The organism is Streptococcus sp. NPS 308, assembly GCF_002355895.1.
Classification (GTDB): domain Bacteria; phylum Bacillota; class Bacilli; order Lactobacillales; family Streptococcaceae; genus Streptococcus.
In genome coordinates this window covers 510536-532783 of sequence record NZ_AP017652.1, presented here as the reverse complement: position 1 = coordinate 532783, position 22248 = coordinate 510536, and the positions used below count along the sequence as shown (strand labels likewise).

9 protein-coding genes are annotated in these 22248 nt (G+C 41.9%); all 9 read right to left on the bottom strand.

Features of this window, described 5'->3' with window-relative positions; translation table 11 throughout:
• Positions 1 to 75: 75 nt before the first annotated feature.
• The 9 genes from SNAG_RS02895 to SNAG_RS02850 all read right to left on the bottom strand — a co-directional run bounded on the left by SNAG_RS02895 (position 76) and on the right by SNAG_RS02850 (position 22232).
• A complete protein-coding gene (locus SNAG_RS02895; protein WP_000531728.1) occupies positions 76 to 687 on the bottom strand; it encodes a CadD family cadmium resistance transporter in 612 nt (203 codons plus the stop codon).
• A gap of 805 nt (positions 688 to 1492) precedes the next feature.
• On the bottom strand, positions 1493 to 1762 hold the full coding sequence (gene rpsO / locus SNAG_RS02890; protein WP_001018251.1) for a 30S ribosomal protein S15: 270 nt from the start codon (positions 1760 to 1762) through the stop codon (positions 1493 to 1495).
• Positions 1763 to 2053: 291 nt separating this feature from the next.
• The gene (locus SNAG_RS02885; protein ID WP_000240126.1) at positions 2054 to 2746 is read right to left on the bottom strand and encodes a phosphoglycerate mutase; all 693 of its coding nucleotides are present in this window, start codon (positions 2744 to 2746) and stop codon (positions 2054 to 2056) included.
• 312 nt (positions 2747 to 3058) lie between these two features.
• Positions 3059 to 3439, bottom strand: a complete 381-nt coding sequence (locus tag SNAG_RS02880) for a hypothetical protein (protein ID WP_044020432.1) — start codon at positions 3437 to 3439, stop codon at positions 3059 to 3061.
• A gap of 151 nt (positions 3440 to 3590) precedes the next feature.
• A complete protein-coding gene (locus SNAG_RS02875) occupies positions 3591 to 9158 on the bottom strand; it encodes a ZmpA/ZmpB/ZmpC family metallo-endopeptidase (RefSeq protein WP_096406346.1) in 5568 nt (1855 codons plus the stop codon).
• Positions 9159 to 9391: 233 nt separating this feature from the next.
• Positions 9392 to 9772: a hypothetical protein gene (locus tag SNAG_RS02870; protein WP_096406343.1), complete on the bottom strand. Its 381-nt coding sequence runs from the start codon at positions 9770 to 9772 to the stop codon at positions 9392 to 9394.
• A gap of 248 nt (positions 9773 to 10020) precedes the next feature.
• Positions 10021 to 18099 carry a ZmpA/ZmpB/ZmpC family metallo-endopeptidase gene (locus tag SNAG_RS02865; protein ID WP_096406341.1) on the bottom strand — a complete coding sequence of 2693 codons (8079 nt, stop codon included), beginning with the start codon at positions 18097 to 18099 and terminating at the stop codon, positions 10021 to 10023.
• 294 nt (positions 18100 to 18393) lie between these two features.
• Positions 18394 to 21186, bottom strand: coding sequence for an isoleucine--tRNA ligase (ileS, locus tag SNAG_RS02855; RefSeq protein WP_096406336.1), 2793 nt, complete (start codon positions 21184 to 21186; stop codon positions 18394 to 18396).
• Between the two features lie 251 nt (positions 21187 to 21437).
• Positions 21438 to 22232, bottom strand: coding sequence for a DivIVA domain-containing protein (locus tag SNAG_RS02850; protein ID WP_096406333.1), 795 nt, complete (start codon positions 22230 to 22232; stop codon positions 21438 to 21440).
• Positions 22233 to 22248: the final 16 nt, after the last annotated feature.

Below are 22248 nucleotides of genomic sequence, written 5' to 3'. Positions count from 1 at the left end.
GACAACATAAAAAGCCCTCTAAAATTAGAGAGCTGATTTGAGCCCGGGCTAAAATCCTAGTGAAACAAAAAAAATCTACACGATCAGAAAAGTCTCTATCGTGCCATTTTCATACATGATATATAGTCCAAGTAGAATGAATACTATGGGCACAATGATTCGCTCGTATTTTTCAATTGTCTCGAATATTAACGGAATAGAGGATAACATCCGACTAATCTCGCAAAAGATAATTATGCCGATTACAAACACAAGCAACGCCACGAGGGTCTGTGACCAATCTAACGAAGCAAAATAAGGTATATAGATACCTAAATTATCTCCGCCAGACGCAATTGTCAGCAATGTAACTGTCCAAAACAGTTGATTTGCCTTGCTTTGTTCTAATCTTTCAATAATTTCTTCCTCTTCTTCCTCACCTTCTCCAACAATTGCAAAGCGAATCCCTAAATAGATAGGGATTAAACCAAGCAATCCAACCATCCATTCTTCAGGCACGAAATTAACGACATAAGCAGCAACTAAACTCGCCCCTACAAGTAAGCCTGTTCCTAGATATTGCCCCGCATAAATATGCCATTTCTGTTTATTCTGTGATAGCTGTGCAAATAAAATAATTAAAATAATTAAATAATCGATACTGGTGGAAATATAAACACCAATAGCAGATATGATTGTCTGTCCCATAAAAACCTCCTGTATTAGTCAGTAATAAATCAGCAGATTTTAGGAGAGCACAGACACATTAATTTAGCTATCGCTAGTGGGTAATGTCGAACGTAGGAAAGCATTTTACTCCTCCTCAAAACGTAGTTACAAAGTAATTTCTAACTGGAATTCGGTGACTACTTCCATGTAAAGTATAACATACTATACTTTACTTCGTAAAGTGTGGACTCTCCGAGGGGGCTTGCAGACAGTTACTCGGCTTGAAAAGCCGAGTAACTGCGCACCTTCATGGTGTCATTAGCTGATACCATTTGAGGTTTTTGTAGTCTCCAAAATTATGACCGATAAAACTACAACGCCAAGGCGCATCCAACGCAGAAAGTTTTTGTAGTCTCCAAAATTATGACCGATAAAACTTATCAATACGTCTGATGGTCTCCAAGGTCGTTTTTGTAGTCTCCAAAATTATGACCGATAAAACCTCAATAAAAAAGCTCTCTGAATATCAGAGAGCTGATTTGAGCTCGGGCTAAAATCCTAGTGAAAAAGATGAAACTCCTTGTGTTCATCGAACACTGTTTCCTTTCCCTATTTTCATACGGATTTTTAACGCCCTTAGCATCATGATTCTTGCCGGATAAACCGTTTATAGACTAGGCGATGAACCGAAGATTGTATAAAAATTTTAGTGAAACAAAAAATCTCCCCGAAGGGAGATGATCTGGTTTATTTTACCTTACAGTGCTAGGAACCGTAACCGAAGATAATACTTTAGTATATCGAGGTAGGGTGACAACGCAATGTAAGTGGAAAATAAAGCAGATTAACGACGAAGTCCTAGAGAGTTGATTAACTCACGGTAACGGTTAACGTCGTTTTTACGCAAGTATGCAAGTAAGTTACGACGGCGACCGATTTTCTTCATCAATCCACGGTAAGTAGCGTGGTCTTTTTTGTGTTGTTTGATGTGTTCGTTAAGGTGGTTGATTTCCCAAGTAAGGACAGCAACTTGAACCTCTACTGAACCTGTATCACCTTCGTGACGTGCATATTGTGCAATGATTTCATTTTTTTTCTCTTTTGAGATTGCCATGATGTTTCTCCTTTTTATTTGGCTTCATCCGAGTGACAGGTTGGCATGCCTGTAACCAAGAAGAAGTTATTTGTCTTTACGACAGTTCTTATTCTACCAAGAAGCAGGGACTTTGTCAACTGATTTACTGTTTAAAGCAATGAATTACTCTACTGATTTCAGGGCTTCAAGCATATCTACTTTTCTTACAATCAAGTCACTCTTTACTATCATTATAACGCTTTTTCAACTAGTTGAAAACTAGAAGCAAAAACAAAAAAGCCTAGGAATCCTAGGCTTTCTGTTTATAGATTATTTTCCAAGGTAGTATTCAGAAACTACGTTCAATTTTTCGTCGAATTCGAATACCAATGGTGGGAAGTTAGGGATTTCCACGTCCATGATTTCGTCGTCTGACAAGCGTTTGATGTGTTTTACAAGGGCACGGATTGAGTTACCGTGAGCTCCTACGAATACGTTTTTACCATCTTTAAGTGCTGGAGCGATTTTGTCTTCCCAGAATGGAAGGGCACGTTCCAAAGTCACTTTCAAGTTTTCAGCATCTGGAATAACTGAGTCGTCAAGTGAAGCGTAACGACGGTCAGTGTGAGCTGAGTGCTCATCATCACGATCCATGTTTGGAGGCAATACATCGTATGAACGACGCCAGATGTGAACTTGCTCATCACCAAATTGTTCAGCAGCTTCAGCCTTGTTTTTACCAGTCAAACCACCGTAGTGACGTTCGTTCAAGCGCCATGATTTTTCAACTGGAACCCACAATTGGTCAGCCGCTTCAAGAGCCAAGTTTGTTGTTTTGATCGCACGTTTCAATACTGAAGTGTAAGCTTGGTCAAATTCGATACCAGCTTCTTTGATCAATTTACCAGCGTCAATCGCTTGTTGTGTTCCTTTTTCAGACAAATCAACATCAGCCCAACCAGTGAAAAGGTTAGCTTTGTTCCATTCAGACTCACCGTGGCGAGCAAAAACCAATTTTACCATTAGATGGATTCTCCTTTTATTTTTCGAGGTTTCCCTCGTTTATCTATTCTATTTTACACAATTTTTCACAAAAAAGCTAGTTAAAATCAATTAAAAAGAGAGAACAGTGTCCTCTCATCTAGTTATTATTAATTCTCGATATTCAATCAAGAAACAATTGCAATTATTTGTTATTTTAAGCATCAATTAAACGATTAGTATTCTTAGTTACATCATGTTTTCTTATAAAAAAAGCATTTTGCTAACATATTCTTTCGCCAGATAATTCTTTAAATAAAAAACAACCCTCAAACGGATTGTTTCACTAGACTATCAGACAAGACCACGGACTTCTTTTAAAAATTTAGAAAAAGTAACAGCACCTTTAATGATTAGAAATCCTCCTATCCACTCGGTCGCTGAAAGAAAGCCCAGCACGCCACCAATGATAAATAAAATAGATGGCAGCATTCGAAGTTGTTGGTCTTCTTCGAAATAGATTAGCATAAAGGTTCCTAATGCAATCATCAAAATCTTAAAAAATGTCAGGAGCAGGGAAAAGGCAACCGTGACAACCAGCATTTTTGAAGGATCTTTATAGATGATGGCCCCAGTATAGGATAGCAAAAATCGTAGAACAGGTCCCAAAAGCAAGGTTATACCTGCCAGCATGCCCAATCTCCAATTGAGTCGAACCAATCTATCTCTCTCCATAAAAACCTCCTTCTATAGTAGCTATCATTCTACCATATTTGCTCCAGAAACAAAAGACCTTCTCCGTCACAAACAAATCGCCTACCAGCTTTCAGACATCCGAACATAAAAAGAGAAGATCTGTCGATCCTCCCTTTTCATTTTCCAACCCTTATTTCTTAAAAATAGAGGTTCTGAAGTCGTTTGTTTGGTCAAGATAAGCTTTAAAGATTGCTCTCTTCAACTTATGAACGGCACTGTCAATCTCTGGATCATAATTACTCCAACGAGGAGCCACTGCATCCTGTAGCACAGCTTGGTCCATCAGTTCTTGTAATTCTTTTACTCTTTGAATGGTTTTCGTGGCATTGCTCATCCATGATTGCGTCGGATCTTTGAAGGTCACTTGCTTCAAGTTTTCAAACTGATCCACACGTTCTTTATACATGGCTTTCTTAAAGGCAGCCCAAGATGCATACCTGCCTTCAAACACCTTGTCCAAAACAAGATCATCTGTCACCAATCCACGTTCTTTACCATAGAGATTGATGGTTTTACCTTTTTGTTTGGCAATTTCTTCGTATTGATTTGAGATATAAGGTACCATTCCATCCTTAAAGCCTTTGGCAGCCAAAAGTTCGTAAGCGATCCGGCGTCCCATAAGGTCCCCTGGCGTGCCTTTCTCACTGCTGAGAGCTGAATAGATTGGGGCAAAGAGTTTAATTGTATAGTAGCCATTTCGTTCATAGTCGCCAGACTGGTACTCACGAGCTGACAAGATGTTATGGTCAATCAAACTCTCAAAGCTGGTCAATTTTTGGGCCTCTTCTGCTGTCAATTCTTTGACTACGTTAGTGGCATAAACCTCATTTCCATCTGCTGGATCTTTCACATACTTGTTCTCAATTTTTCTGAGAGCCGCCATTTTCTGGTAAACATTCAGTTTCTTAACAATTGACTGCCCTTCGAGATATTCCAGCATGTAGATGAGATCAAACATATTATGGACATAGTTCTGAAGATCTGCAGCGTTTTGGAATCTCTCTGTCGGATCCAAGACTTGCAGACGGGAGTCCTCTGTACTATCTGATGTTGAGTGTTTCAAGATGGAGTTGATGGTGAGGGTTGCGTCACTTGGTTGGTCAGGGGCTTGCAGTAAGCCTTTTGCGAAGAACTCTGGTCCCAAACCACTTCTTCGACCATGGCCGCCAAGGTAAATATCCTGATCGGAATCATGGGTCATCTCATGGGTATACGTAATAGCGCCATCCTTGTCGAGCATGCGGTAAGACATATAGTAGACGCCATCCCCTGTTGCGTAGGCTCCATGCTGGTTGTGTACTACCTTATTGCCAACTGGGCCAAAGAAGTTCTTCATGGCTCGATTGGCGCTATCAAACTTAGCCTCCACTGTAGCTTTTCCAGATGTTGTGTCATCACCAAACTTATAGGCATCATAAAGGAGAATCGTACGATAGAGTTTTTCACGTCCCTCATTATCTAAAATACGATACCAATAATCGTAGTGATCTCGCTGACGTTTGGCTGTTTCACGCGCATTTTCTTCTACAAAATCATTGAGAGCCTTGCCCGCTTTATGCTCGCTATTGCGGTAGCGATCATAGGCTCCAAATCCTAAACTAGACATAGTTGAGATAACAAAGACGGATCTCTCTGGCAAGGTTAGGAGAGGCAAGACCATATTGCGGTATTTCCATGTGGCACTCGTGATGCGGTCATAGACACCGATAGAATACTTGCTGCCAGCTAGTCCTTGCTTCGTTTTCACCTCTTCGATAGTGGATTTTTCTTCGACGATATAAGCCTTAGTCTCTGATTTAAACCAGTCATTAGTGCTTGTATCTGGTAAAAAGACTTTTCGGTAATGTTCTAAAGTGCTAAACAAATCTTTCGTTCCATGATGACTGGCAAGACTGATACCATAAGTATCGACATTATTCTTAGCTAGAAGATTGTTAAAGCCAGATTTACCTAACTCAATCAGAGTATCGAGTGGTGAGGCATTTCCCTTTCCAAAGAAGTCCAGATGGTACAGAACCAGGTCTTTGACGTTTACTTGACCATAGCTAAAGTTATACCAACGTTCCAGATAGGTCAAGCCAAGTAGCAAGGCTTCCTTGTTGTGCTTGATTTTATCTACAAGATAGCCCTTGGTGACTGGATTGTCACCGACAAGTCCAGCATCAGCTGACAAGAGTTTTTTCAAACTGTCTTCCAGTTGTTGTTTTGTTTTGGCGAACTGGTCTTCTAGATAGAGCTCGGTCTGTTTGACGTTTGGAGAAATACCGAGCGTCTTTCTGATGGCTTCTGAGTGGTAGTCAACCTTTTGTAAGTCAGGTAAGACTTGCTTGATGATAGAAGATTGGTCATACAGGAATTGGTTTGGCGTATAGAGAAGTCCAGTATTTCCTAGACTATATTCTGCTAATTTGGCGAAATCAGCCTGGTATTTGAGATTGAGTTTTTCAGATGAATGGTCCTTGTAGTGTAGCAAGAGTTTGTTTGCAGTCTTTTTGTTGGAAACAATGTCTGTGATGACTTGGTCATCCTTCATCATAACTGCTGACAAGAGTTCTTTTTGATATAAAAGGCTGTTCTCATTGACCAGATTTCCGTATTTGACGATAGTTGCCTTGTTGTAGAAAGGTAGCAATTTTTCAATGTTCTTATAAGCCAAGGCGCGCTTAGATTGATAATGGGCAACCTTAGAAAAATCACTATCTTTTTTGCCACTTGTTGAGAGTGGTTCCACTGTTGGTAGAGTGAGAGGATTGATTGCTGCTTTCTTGCTTGCAATTTGAGAAGCATCTAGCATGGTTCCTCTTTCTTCAAAGGATTCCTTGCTGACGACTTCATCCTTGACTAAAGTGACATTGTAGACTCTGTTGGCCTTGCTACTGAATGTGTCCTTTACCTTCATTCCATTGTAGTGGTAACCGGTAATGGCATTTCCGTTGGTTACATTGACATCGCTGAGAACATTGGTCAAACTTCCAGCATACCTTACATCACCAGAAGTTCGATCCCACAAATTGCCTGCCACTCCAGCGACTCTACCAAAGTGCTTGACATTGTTAATATCACCCTCAGCATAACTATGCTGGATCTGCGCATCTTGGTCTACAAGACCTGCAAGACCACCCACAGTCTGATCTGAACTATTTGTGTTGGATGAAATGGCTACTGTCGCTTTTGACTTCGTCAGCAAAGCCCTGTTTCCTGTCAAATGACCGACCAGACCACCGATATTGTAGGCAGCAGTCGTTTCATAAGTGTTGATAATTCTTCCCTTGAAACTGCTCTCTGTGATGCTTGATTGGTCCGCCTTAGCCAGCAAACCACCGATACCACGTTCACCTGCTAGAACACCATCGACATGAACTTGCTGAATCTTTGTACCATTCTGGGCTTCATAGGCCAGTGAACCAATATCATCTTTCCCTGAAATGGAGACATTTTTCAGACTTAATTTTTCTACTTTAGCGCCACTCAAGGTTTCAAATAGAGGCTTTTTCAAGTTATAAATAGCATACTGCTTGCCATCTTTTTCACCGATCAACTGACCAGTAAAGGTGCCCTTGATATAGGATCTTTCATCAGGACCCAACTCTACTTCGTTGGCGTTCAAGCTAGCTGCTAAATGATAGGTTCCAGAGAGATTCTGCTTGATAGCATTGACCAGGTTGCTAAAGGAAGTAAAGGTTGTCGTTTCCTCTGTAGCCTTCTTAGCTAGGTAGAAGGTGAAATTGTCAGCATATTTATTTTCTAGCTCTTGCTGGAGTTTCTCAGCCTTGGCTGTAATTTTATAAACTGTCTGACCATCTTTCGTTTCAGCCGTTATTGAAGAAACTGGTAGATAGACATCTTTAAATGACGAAGATTTGACTTTGACAAAGTAAGTTTCTGTATTCTTTGGAACACTGTCTAAAGAAACATGTTGTTTGTAAGTACCATTGATCTGACTATACAACTCCAGATCCGAAACATTTCTTAGCTCAAGCGTCTTCTCTGGATCTTTTTCTTTTGGTTTTTCTGTTGGAGTTTCCGGTTTTACTTGCTCGGTATTACCCGTATACTCTGGAAGAGGAGCAATTTGTTCGGGTTCAACAATGGCTCCAGATTGGGTGCCTTTATACTCTGGAAGGGAAGACTGGATTTCTGGTTCAACGATAGCACCAGCCTGGGTGCCCTGATACTCAGCTTGTGGAGCGACTTGCTCTGGTTCCACTATGGCACCTGATTGAGTATCTGTATATTCTGGTTTTTCAGCTGTTTCAGGGGCAACAATCGCTCCCGCTTGAGTTCCTGTATACTCTGGTGTCGGTGGCACCTGTTCAGGCTCTACGATTGCTCCAGACTGCTCGCCTGTATATTCTGGTTTCTCAGCCGTTTCTGGTTCCACCAAAGCACCAGACTGGACACCCCCAACCTCTGGCTCAACTTGTTCTGGCTCGACGATAGCACCAGCTTGAGTCCCCTGATACTCAGGTAATGGAGATACTTGCTCGGGTTCAACGACTGCTCCAGCTTGGGTGCCAGTATATTCTGGTTTTTCAGCTGTCTCTGGGGCTACAATCGCTCCCGCTTGATTCCCATTGTATTCTGGTAATGGAGCCTGCGTCTCAGGCTCTCCTTTTCTTGCAGACTGAGGTGCCTCACTTGCAGCAACTGCCTTCTTAGTCCCTTTTTCTACTATACGTGGCAAGGCTTCTTCTACCTTGGTCGAGAGAACTTCTCGGGAAATTTCTTGGTTTTCAACAGTGAAAATGCGAACGACTTCAACCTTCTTCCCAACATGACCTTCTTGTTTGACACGAATGGTTCCCTCTGCTAGTTCTGGATTTTCTTGAACCACTTCTGAAAAGTCTAGTTTGGTTACAATTTCTTGGTCTTTGTATAGGAGCTCTGGTTTGTTCACACGACCAGCCAAGACTTCATCCTGAGGATCCACACTAGCAATACCGGACGGCTTTTGATTGGATGAATCTTGAGAAGGGATTGGCTTGTCAGCAGGGCTTGTTGGAGATGGATTTTTCTGCTCATCTCCTACCTTTTGCCCACCTTCATTGGTCTGAAAATGAGGTTGAACCGTGTAGTCAAATTTCTGATCCCTAGCAGCAGTTTCTTGCAGACTAGAGTCCTTGTCTTGCTTAATATAGCCTAGGTAAGTATAACCCGATAGGGTGCGTGGCAAAGGCAGACTATCTCCTTGGGATAATTGGTATTCCTGATTGTATTGTAGCAAAAGCTGATTTTCAATAGCCTGAACCGAAGAAACCAAACCACTGCCCATCCCTGTTACCAAAATCACATTCAAGAGGGCTTTCTTCTTGCCTTTCTTTTTGGATACAACAAAAATAAGAAGGCCAATTGAAGCCAGGGTTCCACCAGTTAAAACACTAGTAAGGCTATTCTGCCCACCTGTATTGGGCAACTGACCTAGCTGTGCTTTCTCATCCATACGGTAGACTAGATAATAGGTGCTCTCACTATCTTCAGCAATTTTAGGAATGTCCTTTACAATCAAGTCTTTTTCTTGTCCACTCAACTCCGTATCCGTCACATATTTGTAGTGAACAGCTACATTTTCTTGAGCAAATACGGTTCCACTGCTAGCAATGGACACAAAAAATAGGCTTGAAATCGAAGCTGATACAAGACCAATTGCTAATTTTCGTAAGGAAAAACGATGCTGCTTCTCTCCAAAAATCTTTTTCATTTTAAATCCTCTCGCTTTTTAACCTCTATCAAGAAAATAACTAGGATTATATTTTGATATAGGTAATTTACATTCATCATTATACTACAAAAAGAGTTCCTTGTCTCAAATAAATGCTTTAGGTTTTACGAATTAAAAAGTTTATTTATCCTATCAGATTTATCTCTTACTTGGTAAGAAAAAAGAAGGCTAACCGCCTTCTCTTATTTAAAAATATTCCTAACAAAAAGTCGTTATTCTTGAACATCGAATTTTTTCAAAAGTCCAAAGTAGAGGGAGCCACCAATGATTGTCAAAATTCCTCCTACCCAGCCCAAGAATGGGATCAATCCAACAGCACCACCCACGATAAACAAGACAGACGGTGCAGGAGTCACACGCTCATCATCCTTGTAATAAACAATAGCTACAATTCCTAAAACCAAGATTGCAATTTTCACCAATGATAAAATAATTGAAAAAATCGTCAATAGCCCAACTGTGGCATCTGAGTCCTCCGTTGCTGCAGCAGCACCGACAGCTATCATAAACATAACAACTGGAGCCAACAGCAAGACAATACCAGAAATAAGACCAAAAATCGCATTTACGCGAGCAAGTGTATTTGTTTTCATCTGAATCTCCTTAAAAATTTGTACAGCTATCATTTTATCATATTTTCATGAAAAACAAAAGAAATTTCAAAACGAGTATACTAGATGATGAATGATTTCAAATTTCTATCTAAACATGCTAAGAAGGATATAAAAAATCTATAGATTGGTTTGTAAGTCCATTCGTTTTTAGTAGTAATCTAGCAATTTTCATAGAAAAAAGAAGATCACTTGGATCTTCTTTTTTCGTATCTATCTTTGTAAGAAGTTTATTTTTCAAAGATGGACTGTCTGAAGTCGTCTGTCTCACGAAGATAAGCGTTGTAAATCTTCTTCTTGAGCAGATTGACCCAGCTAGATTCGACACGGCTAGTAGCATTGGTAATGTTGCGTACATCCTCTGCTACTGCTGCGTCCATCAGTCTTTGCATGTCTGCATAAGAGCGAATGGTTACTTTCTTAGTACTATTTGGATTTCTGAGTTCGTACTCAATAGTGATTGGTTTGAGCTTGGTTAGCTTATCAATCCGCTCTTGGTACATAGCCTTCTTGAAGGCTACCCAGGAGTCATATTCACCCTTAAATACATTTTCCAAGACTTTCTGGTCTGTCACAAGACCAACATCTCTTCCAGACCATCCATCCCACGTTTTCATCCCTTCATCGAAGGCTTCCTGAGAGTACTGACCAGAAACATAAGGGACAAATCCTTCATGGTAGCCCTTGGCTGCCAGTAATTCATAGGCTGTGCGACGGAACATAACGTCACCTGGCGCTCCATTTGGATTGCTCAAGGCTGAGTAAATCGGTGAGAAGAGGCTGAGGCTCAGGTAGCCATTTCGGCCGTAATTCCCACTATCCTTGTTCTCACGACGAGTGATCACATCATTTTCAATCAGAGAGTTAAAGGTCTTCAGCTGCTTGATTTCTTCAGCAGTGAAGCTTCGCGTCTGGTTACCAGCGTGGGTCTCCTTACCATACTTATCTGTAATATAGTAATTTTCCATCTTCCTGAACCACTGTAACTTGGCAGCATCGCTCTGCTTCAGCATAGAAGTACCTTCTAGATAGTCCAAGGTGTAGATCATGTCAAACATACCATGGACATAGTGTTGCAGGTCGGCTTCATTTTGAACACGTTCCTTGAAATTATAGGTATGCATACGTGTCTTAGAATCCTTGTCCACCTTGAAGAGAGTATTGAGCGTAATAGTTGGTTCATCTGCACTCGGCGAAGACTGCAAGAGTCCGCGAGCATAGAGTTCCGCACCTAGTCCCTCACGACGACCATATCCTTCAAAGTAAATAGCACCGTCAGAGTTATGGGTCATCTCATGCGTGTAGACTGAGTTACCATAGTCTTCCAACAATTTAGCAGCATCAAAGTGAGTTACACTACCCGTAGCATAGGCATTATAACCCTTGCTTGGATACCACTTGCCGGCAGGTCCGAAGAACTCCTGCATAGCTAGAGATTTTTTATCATTAGCTGGAGCCCAATATTTTTGACCATTCTTGTCAATCAATGAGAATCCGTCATAAACCAGAACAGAACGGAAAAGCTTGTCCTTGCTTTCTGGGCTGAGAATCTTGTACCAGAAATCATAGTGGTCGCGCTGGTATTCAGCAGTTTTTCTCACTCGGTCTTCGACATATTCAGCTAGTTCTGCATCTGTACGCACTCTGTTATTGGCATCCAGGCGATAGCGATCATAAGCTCCCATAGAGAGGGTAGACATATTAGAGATCGCATAGACACCTTTCTCCGTCATGGTCAAGAGTGGCAGGAGCATTCCTTTGTGTTCCCAATTATCTGCAGTAATCTTGTCATAAACACCAACAGAATACTTGCTCTTGCCCTCGGCTGCGTCCTGAAGCTGTCTCGCTTCTGCTACATCTGACTTAGCCTCAACAATGTAGGCTTTTGTATTGGTTTTGAGCCATTCATTATTGGTCTTGTATGGTAGGAAGAGCTGACGATAGCCTTCAAGGTAATTGAAGAGTCCTCGCTTGCCAGTTGCTTCAGAGAGCGAATTATCATACGCTGTATAGTTGTTCTTAGCCTTGAGATTCTCTAGTCCTGATTTCCCTAAAGCAATGATTGTATCAAGAACCGAAACGTCATTTTTACCGTAGAAATCCAACTTGTAAGCCGACAGGTCTTTGACATTAAAGTTGTCATAGTTGATATTGTACCATCGGTTAAGGTAAGTCAAACCTAATAGGAAAGCTTCCTTATCAGCAAGAATCTTCTTAACAAGATAATCCTTAACTACTTCACCTTCAGTATTGATAGCCTTATCCATAGCCAGAACTTTTCGTAGTTCTGTTGACAGTTTGCTTTTCACTTGCGTAAATGCGGTGTCTAAGTATAGTTCATCTAAAGAAGTATCTGCTGCTACTCCAAGAGCTGTTCGCATAGCTGGCGAATCAAGAACGACTTTGTTTAGCTCTGGCAAGACTTGATTTAGAATACTAGTATAATCTGATACAAAGGCTTCTGGAGTATAAAGAAGGTCTAACCCCTTGATACTATACTCAGCAATGCCTCGATTTACGAAATCTCCCTGATAAGATATTTCTAGGTAGTCAATAGTATTGTCCATGTAGTGCAGCATCAAACGATTGATTGCTGTTTTATTGCCATGGATATCAGTGATAACCTGGTCACCCTTCATCGGAACAACATCCAGTAGGTACTCCTTGTTCAACTTATGCTCTTTCGGAATCTTGTTCGCAAACGAAACAATGGTTTCTTTATTGTAGAAAGGAAGCAGTTTCTCCATATTTGCATAAGAATATCCGCGGTCAAATTGAGCATTGTTTACTTGACCATAGTCGACAAAACGCATATTTAGATTCGTGTCATCTAGGCTAGTTGTTATGTCCATAGCAGTCAGTTTTTCTTCCATTTCTTCTTGAGTAATGGTAGAAGTAACAAACTGATCGTTTTTCAAGGTTTCACTTTTGGCAACTTTATATGCTTGTGTAATGCGGTCGTTCTTGTATCCCTGATCCCCAGAAATACTGTAAACATTTGTACCGCTAACATTACTGATAACATTATCAACTAAACCATTAAAGTAGTTCGAACCGACCACTCCACCGATCTGACCATTAGTAGTTGAATTATATAATTTTCCTGTCACATAAGATTTGGTGATTCGAGCATTGTTTTCTAGACGTCCAACCAAACCACCAATACGTTGTTCATTTGATCTTGCACCGCTAATAATCGTTACATCTGCTTTACTTTGGCTGAGGAGTGATTCTCCTCCTTTAAGGCTTGCAACCAAACCACCTACGTTATAGGCTTTGATGTGTTGACTGTTAGATAGGATGGTACCCGTAAAGGAACTATTGGTAATCTTCGTATTGGTTCCATTAACTACAAGACCCGCTACGTTAGAAGCGTTGCCTACTACCGATACTCTCCCCTGAACAGAAACATCTGTAATTTGCGCATTTTCCGCATTGCGTGCCAGCGCAGCTGAGTCATAGGTCCCCACGATATTCACATCTTTAAAGTCAATATTTGAAATGGTAGACCCACTCTTGAGGTTTTCAAATAAAGGCTTGACTAGATTGTAAATGGCATATTGCTTACCATTATGACTACCTGTCAGACTACCTGTGAAGTTCCCTTTGAGGTAGACATAATCCGCAGGAGCTAGGTTGACCTCGCTCGCATCCAAATCAGCTCCCAGAACATAATTTCCTGCCATATTTCGCTTCATAGCGTCTACCAATCCAGCAAAGCTGGTGTAGACATTTTGCTGACTTGGGACTGCCTTACTGATGTAGAAGTCGTGCCCAGACTTGTAACCCGTCTCACTTTCTTGGACGAGTTCAGGAAGCGTTACATTAACCTTATAGACTGCCTTGCCATCTTTCTCTGCTTCAGAAATGCTGTGAACTGGTAGGAGAATTTCCTTGGATTCGCTTGATTTGATCTTGACGAAGTAGGTAGACAGATCCGTAGGCATAGAACTCATCGATACAAAGCGCTTATATTGGTCGTTTTCTTTATGATAAAACTCAACAGAATCAATATCACGGAAGGCAATCTTCTTGTATTCTAAATCAAAATTACGACTGTCTGTTTCAAACTCAGTAAAGCTGCCATTATCCAGTTCATAAGTCAACTTAGTTTTCAAAGTATAACCTGTATAGTAGTCTAGGTCGCCAATTTTCAAGCTACCAGCAAAGTTAGTAATCGGAAGAGTGCGAACCAGCTGATCTCCCTGGTACAATTCTGCAGTCGCTGAACGGAAGGATTTGGTCTGGTCTTCCAATCTATATTGGACCGTAACCGACTTATCATCGGCATTCTCGGTTAGACTTAGAATCGAAACTGTCGGCTTGACTTTAGGCACTCCATTCAGTGCTTCTTTGGCTGCTGTCAGGCTAGCAAGAACTTGATTGACTTGGACTTGTGTAGCAGTTTGATTGTTCAAAACTCCCTCTGCCTTGGTCAATTCGTCAGTATAAGCTGTCTGCTTTTCTGAATCCGCATTCTTATATTTAACCGAAGTTTTAACTCTTGGATTTAAATCGTACTCAGTCTGAAGAGCAGTTTTGACAACCTCAAGACCACTTAATTGAGCCTTGGCTTGATTGATTTGTTCCACCAATTGGTTGACTTCTGCTTGGCTGGCTTGGGATTGACTCAGAATCGCTTGACCTGCCGTCAAAGCAGCATCATAGTTAGCTTGATGACTCTGACTATCGTTGAAATAACGGGCCTGAGCTTTAATCTGATCCGCTTCTGCTAAGAGATTATGCAGTGAAATTAAATCGAACTCCTCTAAAGCATCTGCTTTTGGTGCTTCGTTCGGCACCATGCTTGGTTTAGCCGTGCCGACCTTGACGATTTGTGTGACAGGAGCTAAAGTTTCCTCGTTGGACAACTCTTGGCGATCAACCTCTTGACCGTTAGAACTGTAGACGCGAGTCTTGATAGTCCGTTCACCTTGGACTCCTGGAGTGGCGATTTGACGAGCATCTTGGACAAGCTCATCGGTTTCTTCCTCACGAATGCTAAAGTTGATTTTTTCAACGCGCGTTTCGTCAGTATAAGTCAACGGATACTCTGGCAGAGCCTCTGCTTTCGGTGGATCGTTCGGTACCATAGTCGATTTAGCCGTGCCGACCTTGACGATTTGTGTGACAGGAGCCAGAGTTTCCTCGTTAGACAACTCTTGGCGGTCAACCTCTTGACCATTGGAACTGTAGACACGAGTCTTGATGGTCCGCTCACCTTGTACTCCCGGAGTCGCGATTTGACGGGCATCTTGAACAAGCTCATCGCTTTCTTCTTCACGAATGTTAAAGTTGATTTTTTCAACGCGCGTTTCGTCAGTGTAAGTTAGCGGATATTCTGGCAGTGCGTCTGCTTGCGGTGGATCGTTCGGTACCATGTTTGGTTTAGCCGTACCGACTTTGACGATTTGTGTTACAGGAGCCAAGGTTTCTTCATTCGAAAGTTCTTGACGGTCAATTTCCTGGCCATTAGAACTGTAGACGCGAGTCTTGATAGTTCGTTCGCCTTGGACTCCTGGGGTCGCGATTTGACGAGCATCTCGAACAAGCTCATCGGTATATTGCTCCTCGATGTTGAAGGCTATTTTCTCAACACGAGTTTCGTCAGTATAAGTCAACGGATACTCTGGAAGAGTTTCTGATTTTGGCGCATCGTTTGGTACCACGCTTGGTTTAGCCGTACCGACTTTGACGATTTGTGTGACAGGAGCCAGAGTTTCCTCGTTAGACAACTCTTGGCGGTCAACCTCTTGACCATTGGAACTGTAGACACGAGTCTTGATGGTCCGCTCACCTTGTACTCCCGGAGTCGCGATTTGACGGGCATCTTGAACAAGCTCATCGCTTTCTTCTTCACGAATGTTAAAGTTGATTTTTTCAACGCGCGTTTCGTCAGTGTAAGTTAGCGGATATTCTGGCAGTGCGTCTGCTTGCGGTGGATCGTTCGGTACCATGTTTGGTTTAGCCGTACCGACTTTGACGATTTGTGTTACAGGAGCCAAGGTTTCTTCATTCGAAAGTTCTTGACGGTCAATTTCCTGGCCATTAGAACTGTAGACGCGAGTCTTGATAGTTCGTTCGCCTTGGACTCCTGGGGTCGCGATTTGACGAGCATCTCGAACAAGCTCATCGGTATATTGCTCCTCGATGTTGAAGGCTATTTTCTCAACACGAGTTTCGTCAGTATAAGTCAACGGATACTCTGGAAGAGTTTCTGATTTTGGCGCATCGTTTGGTACCACGCTTGGTTTAGCCGTACCGACTTTGACGATTTGTGTTACGGGAGCCAAGGTTTCTTCATTCGAAAGTTCTTGACGGTCAATTTCCTGGCCATTAGAACTGTAGACGCGAGTCTTGATAGTTCGTTCGCCTTGGACTCCTGGGGTCGCGATTTGACGAGCATCTCGAACAAGCTCATCGGTATATTGCTCCTCGATGTTGAAGGCTATTTTCTCAACACGAGTTTCGTCAGTATAAGTCAACGGATACTCTGGAAGAGTTTCTGATTTTGGCGCATCGTTTGGTACCACGCTTGGTTTAGCCGTACCGACTTTGACGATTTGTGTGACAGGAGCCAGAGTTTCCTCGTTAGACAACTCTTGGCGGTCAACCTCTTGACCATTGGAACTGTAGACACGAGTCTTGATGGTCCGCTCACCTTGTACTCCCGGAGTGGCGATTTGACGACTTCCTTCTGGAATCTCATCTGTATATTGCTCGTCAATAGAAAAATCAATCTTTTCTATTCTAACCTCATCATTTGTAGTCAATTCCAACTCAGAAGTCTCATGAATAGGAGCTGTATCAGGAGTTGTACCATATTCCGTCAATTCTGGAATCTCTTGAACTAGAGTTGTCTCGGGACTGGTTCCGTACTCTGCCAATTCCGGAACTTCGTGAACTGGGGATGTTTCAGGACTGGTGCCATATTCCGTCAGTTCTGGAGTCTCACGAACTGGGGTTGTCTCAGGACTAGTTCCGTATTCTGTCAATTCTGGTGCTTCATGAACTGGAGTTGTCTCAGGACTGGTGCCATACTCTGTCAATTCCGGAACTTCATGAACTGGAGCCGTTTCAGGATTAGTTCCATATTCCGTCAATTCCGAAATTTCATGAACTGGCGCTGTTTCAGGATTTGTACCATATTCTGCCAATTCTGGAACTTCATGAACAGGCGCTGTTTCTGGAGTTGTGCCATATTCTGTCAATTCTGGAACTTCGTGAACTGGAGTTTCTTTTGGTATCGAGTTAGTTGGAGCTGTTCCAACTAAAATAATTTCAGAAACAGGTTCAAGCGTCACTTGATCAGAAATCATTTCGCTTTTTACGATTTCTTGATTCTCACGATAATGACGAGTCACAACTGTACGTTGGCCTCGAACACCTGATTGTATGACTTTTGATTGACCTTGAGCCAATTCATCGGAATACTGGTATTGGGTCTGATAAGGGAGATCTTGAACCGACTTTTGTTCACTAATTTTTAATTCTGGCAATTCATGAACTGCTCCAAGGCGAGCGAGTTCTCTCTCCTTAGTAGCGATAGCTTCTCTATCTTGCTCTGTCAGACCGTCTTCCTTATCCGAAACAATCTCTTTTGTATTCGGATTTGTTTCACTCGGTTTAAGTTCACTTCCCTTCTCTTTTTCCAAGTCCAGTGTCAGATTTTCCTTCTGAGCAGAATGAGCTAAATGACTATCATTTTGTTCTTCATTCTTTAGATAACCGATATAGTCGTAACCGTCAATTTTCAATGGTGCTGGCAGTGCATCTCCAAGACCCAAGTTAAGACTTTGATTATATGCAGCGAGCTCGATATTCGTCACTGCTAAGACTGTTGGAGATAACAGCATGGATCCCATCCCAGTTACCAACAAAATCGAAGATAAATACCTCTTCCCATTCCTGCCTCTAACAACTACAAGTACTAGTAATGCAAGACCCATCGCTGTAAAAGTTGATTCCCAAAGGCCAGAGTGACCTGTCTTAGGCAATACTCCAGATGAATCCCCTTGAGTAGTCGGACGATAAACTAAATAATAGGTCTCTGAAGCATCCTCAACATACTTTGGAATCTCCCTTATCAAGGCACTCTTCTCTGCCTCCGTCAATTCAGACTCCACTACGTAGTGGTATTTGACCTGAGCAGACTGCTGACTTTGAATTTCTGCTGCCTTTACAGAAGTCAAGTCCCCAGTTATTTGCCCACTCAAAAAGAAGCTTCCAATAGTGGCAGAAACCAATCCAACTGACAACTTTCTGAAAGAAAAACGTTGTCGTTTTTCTCCATAAAACTGATGTTTCATTCTAAAGATTTCCTTTTCAATATATTATTCAATCCTTTCTATTCTACCTGATTTCACTTGATTATTCAAATTATTTGTCGCGATTTTTAGAAACAACACATGCTTTTGAAAAGTACCAAAACACGACTCCTCTTTTTAAAAAAATCTCAAAAATCAACTTAAAACGAGCCCCAAAATTATTAGATTTCTGCATCTTTGTTCTAAACTTTTTCCAGCAAAAAAGAGAGAAATGACTTCCTCTCTTTTTCCTTTTCTTCTCATCTTAAACTATGAGAAGACATATTTCTAATCTGATTATTTGGCTTCAAATCCTTCTGCAACTGCATCCGCAAAGTTTTCTTCTACGATGCTTGCACAGTGGTCACAGATAACTGCATGGTAACTACGTTCTGCAGTAGTTGGATCGATACGACGGCAACGGTCACATACTTCACCTGTAGCGCGTTCAACTGTAAAGGCTACATCTTCAAAGCTTACTGCACTCTCTGGAGCTGTACCTTCAGCGATGGTCAATTCTGACACGATCAAAAGTTGAGCTACATTGCTGTTTACTGCTCCAAGAAGAGTTTTCACCACTTCATTTGGATAAACTGTCAAATGGGCTTCGAGCGATTTCCCGATAACTTTTGCATTACGAGCTTCTTCCAAGGCTTTTTGAGCTTGTCCACGGAAGTCCATGAAGGCTGCCCAGGTATCCAAGATTTCTTCTTGGTTAGCAAAGGTTTGAGCTTCTGGTAATTCTGACAATTGAACGAAGTCTTCAGCTTCAAACTCAAGATAGGACCAGATTTCTTCTGCAGTGTGAGGCAGAATTGGTGTCAAGAGTTTGGTGATTTTCACAAGAATGTCATAGAAGACTGTTTGCATTTGACGACGTTCCAGTGATTTGGCACCTTCGATGTAAACAACGTCTTTAGCGAAGTCAAGGTAGAAGGCTGATAAATCAACGTTGATAAAGTTTACCAAGGCCTTGTAGATGGTTAAGAATTCAAAGTTCGCATAGGCATCACGAATGGTCTTGACAAGCTGGTTAAAGCGAATCGTCATGTACTTATCAACTGAACGAAGTTCATCGTAAGCGACTGCATCTTCAGCTGGATTAAAGTCAGAAGTATTGGCAATCAAGAAGCGAAGTGTGTTACGGATCTTACGGTAAGTTTCAGAGACTTGGCTCAAGATATCCATAGAGATACGCACGTCGTTGCTTGAGTCAACACTTGTCACCCAGAGACGCAAGATTTCCGCACCAAATTGTTTTTCAACATCACTTGGAGCAATGGTATTTCCAAGGGATTTAGACATCTTTTCACCTTTACCGTCAAGGGCAAATCCTTGTGACAAGATTTGTTTGTAAGGCGCTACGCCATGGTTGGCAACAGATGTGATAAGTGATGAGTTAAACCAACCACGGTATTGGTCAGAGCCTTCTAGGTAGAGGTCTGCTGGATATTTGAGTTCTGGACGGTTGACCACTACTCCATTCCATGATGAACCTGAGTCAAACCATACGTCCATGATGTCTGTTTCTTTCTTGAACTCGCCATTTGGTGAACCTGGGTGGCTAAATCCTTCTGGCAAGAGGTCTTTGGCATCACGTTCCCACCAGATGATTGAACCATGTTCTTCAAAGAGTTGCGCTACATGTTCGATGGTTTCAGCTGTCATGATTGGTGTGCCATCTTCTGCGTAGAAGATTGGAAGAGGAACTCCCCAAGCACGTTGACGAGAGATGACCCAGTCACCACGGTCACGAATCATGTTGTAAAGACGGACTTTACCCCATTCTGAGTGGAACTTGACTTTTTCAATTTCGTCCAAGATTTCTTGGCGGAATTTTGATACAGAGGCAAACCATTGTGGTACTGCACGCCAAATGATTGGTTTCTTGGTACGCCAGTCAAATGGGTAGGAGTGAGAGATTTCTTCTTGGGCAAGGAGAAGATTACCAAGTTTCTCGATAACCGTTGGTACCACCTTGTCGTAGAATTGACCTTCAAAGTCAGAGCCAGCATTTGCCATCATGATCCCGCGTTCATTGACGGTTACAGCAACTTCAAGTCCATTGGCAACACCGACATTGTAGTCATCCTCACCAAAACCTGGAGCTGTATGGACGATACCTGTACCAGAGTCAGTCGTAACGTGGTCACCAAGGATTACCAGTTCATCTACTGCTGTATCCCATGGGTGGACTGTCACAATGTGATTCAATTCTTGCCCACGATAAGTCGCCAAGACTTGGACATCAGTCCAATCAAACTTTTCAGACAAACTAGCCAACAATTCTGAAGCAACCACAAACTTACGAGTTTCACCAGCTGGTTGAACGACTACGTAATCAATATCCGCTCCAACTGTCAATCCACGAGAAGCAGTGATGGTGAATGGAGTTGTTGTCCAAACAACGATATACGTATCTGTATCGAGGACACCTTTACCATCTTTTACCTTGTTGGCATAGTAAAGAGAAGTTGAAACTAAGTCATGGTATTCAATTTCCGCTTCTGCAAGGGCTGACTCAGATGACCATGACCAATAAACTGGCTTGGCACCACGGTAGATATAGCCTTTCTTGGCCATTTCACCAAAGACACGGATTTGAGCTGCCTCATAGTCTGGAGTCAAAGTCACATAAGGATTTTCCCAGTCCCCAGAAACCCCCAAACATTTAAAGTCTTCCCGTTGTTTATCAACTTGAGAAAGAGCATACTCACGGCAAAGTTTCAAGTACTCAACCAAGTCCATTTCTTTGCGTTTGACACCTTGTTTCGCCAAAACTTGCTCGATTGGCAAACCATGAGTGTCCCAACCTGGGATATAAGGTGCATAAAAACCTGACATAGACTTCGAACGAACAATGATATCTTTGGAGATCTTGTTCATAGCGTGTCCAACGTGGATATTTCCGTTTGCATACGGAGGACCATCATGTAAGGTGAAATGCGGTTTTCCTTGGTTCAATTCTTGACGACGTTGGTAAAGTTTTGCTTCTTCCCATTCTTTTTGCCAAACTGGCTCTTTGGTTGGAAGACCGGCACGCATTGGAAAGTCTGTTTTTCCAAGATTAAGGGTATCTTTGAGTTTCATTATATCTCCTTTATTATATAGACAAAATAAAAACCACGACTCGCAAAAAAGGACGAAAATCGTGGTACCACCTTTGTTCGAAAAAAGACAGCGTCTCTTTTCCTCTTTTCCCGTAACGTGGGGAACGTCCAGTCTTACTGCTTTCAGATTGGATTGCTTGAGAGGATAATCTAACCACTAGGGATTGCAGGACTCTCACCATCTCCCGCTCGCTGAAAATATAGTTGGTTCGATCTTGTTCTCACATTTTCTTATAGGATAAGAACAGATTCTTTGTTTGCATCTTCCTCAGTTGCTGCAGTAGCTTCTACTTCAACTGACTCTTCATGCTGGACAAGTTCTTCTGTATGTTGATTTTGTTGGGCTTCGAATTCAGCCAATTCTTTATTGCCAGCCTCGATACGAGCTTGCAACTCTGCTACCTCTTCTGGAGTGAATTGACGAGTCATATCAATTGGTTCTTCCTCTGGTTGTAAAGATACGGATTCACCAAGAACTTCACCAACCACCTCTTTAAAGGCTTCATCACTTGTTTGAAGGTAAGTAGCTGTTGGGCGAAGAATATCTTCCCAATCAGATGATTCAACAATAGCTAACTGACTTTCAATCGTTGATTTAAGACGCTGATGGAATACACGGCTCTTGTTCTTCAATTCTTCAGTTTCAACAGCAACTTTCTTAGCATTATCTGTCGCCTGACGGAGAATTTCGTTTGCCTTGTATTTCGCTTCTTCGAGCAAACGCTGAGCGTCTTGTTCAGCTTGTTGAATAATATTGTTTGAACGTTCTTGAGCAGCTTGTTTGACACGCTCAGCAGTATCCTGGGCAATCAAAACCGATTGGCTCAAGGAATCCTTCATTTCATCAAAGTAAGACAAACGTTCTTCCAAATTCTTGATGCGTGTTTCTTTTTCGTGATTGCTACGAACCAAGTCTTCATAATCACGAACAACGATATCAAGAAACTCGTCTACTTCTTCTGGGTCAAAACCTCTAAATCTTGTACCAAAGGTTTTATCTTTAATTTCTAACGATGTAATTGGCATACTTTTCCTCACTTAC

What these genes read in the sequence shown, in the direction of transcription:
- SNAG_RS02895 (WP_000531728.1), bottom strand. Translation starts at nt 687, where the DNA reads ATGGGACAGACAATCATATCTGCTATTGGTGTTTATATTTCCACCAGT.
- rpsO (WP_001018251.1), bottom strand. Translation starts at nt 1,762, where the DNA reads ATGGCAATCTCAAAAGAGAAAAAAAATGAAATCATTGCACAATATGCA.
- SNAG_RS02885 (WP_000240126.1), bottom strand. Translation starts at nt 2,746, where the DNA reads ATGGTAAAATTGGTTTTTGCTCGCCACGGTGAGTCTGAATGGAACAAA.
- SNAG_RS02880 (WP_044020432.1), bottom strand. Translation starts at nt 3,439, where the DNA reads ATGGAGAGAGATAGATTGGTTCGACTCAATTGGAGATTGGGCATGCTG.
- SNAG_RS02875 (WP_096406346.1), bottom strand. Translation starts at nt 9,158, where the DNA reads ATGAAAAAGATTTTTGGAGAGAAGCAGCATCGTTTTTCCTTACGAAAA.
- SNAG_RS02870 (WP_096406343.1), bottom strand. Translation starts at nt 9,772, where the DNA reads ATGAAAACAAATACACTTGCTCGCGTAAATGCGATTTTTGGTCTTATT.
- SNAG_RS02865 (WP_096406341.1), bottom strand. Translation starts at nt 18,099, where the DNA reads ATGAAACATCAGTTTTATGGAGAAAAACGACAACGTTTTTCTTTCAGA.
- ileS (WP_096406336.1), bottom strand. Translation starts at nt 21,186, where the DNA reads ATGAAACTCAAAGATACCCTTAATCTTGGAAAAACAGACTTTCCAATG.
- SNAG_RS02850 (WP_096406333.1), bottom strand. Translation starts at nt 22,232, where the DNA reads ATGCCAATTACATCGTTAGAAATTAAAGATAAAACCTTTGGTACAAGA.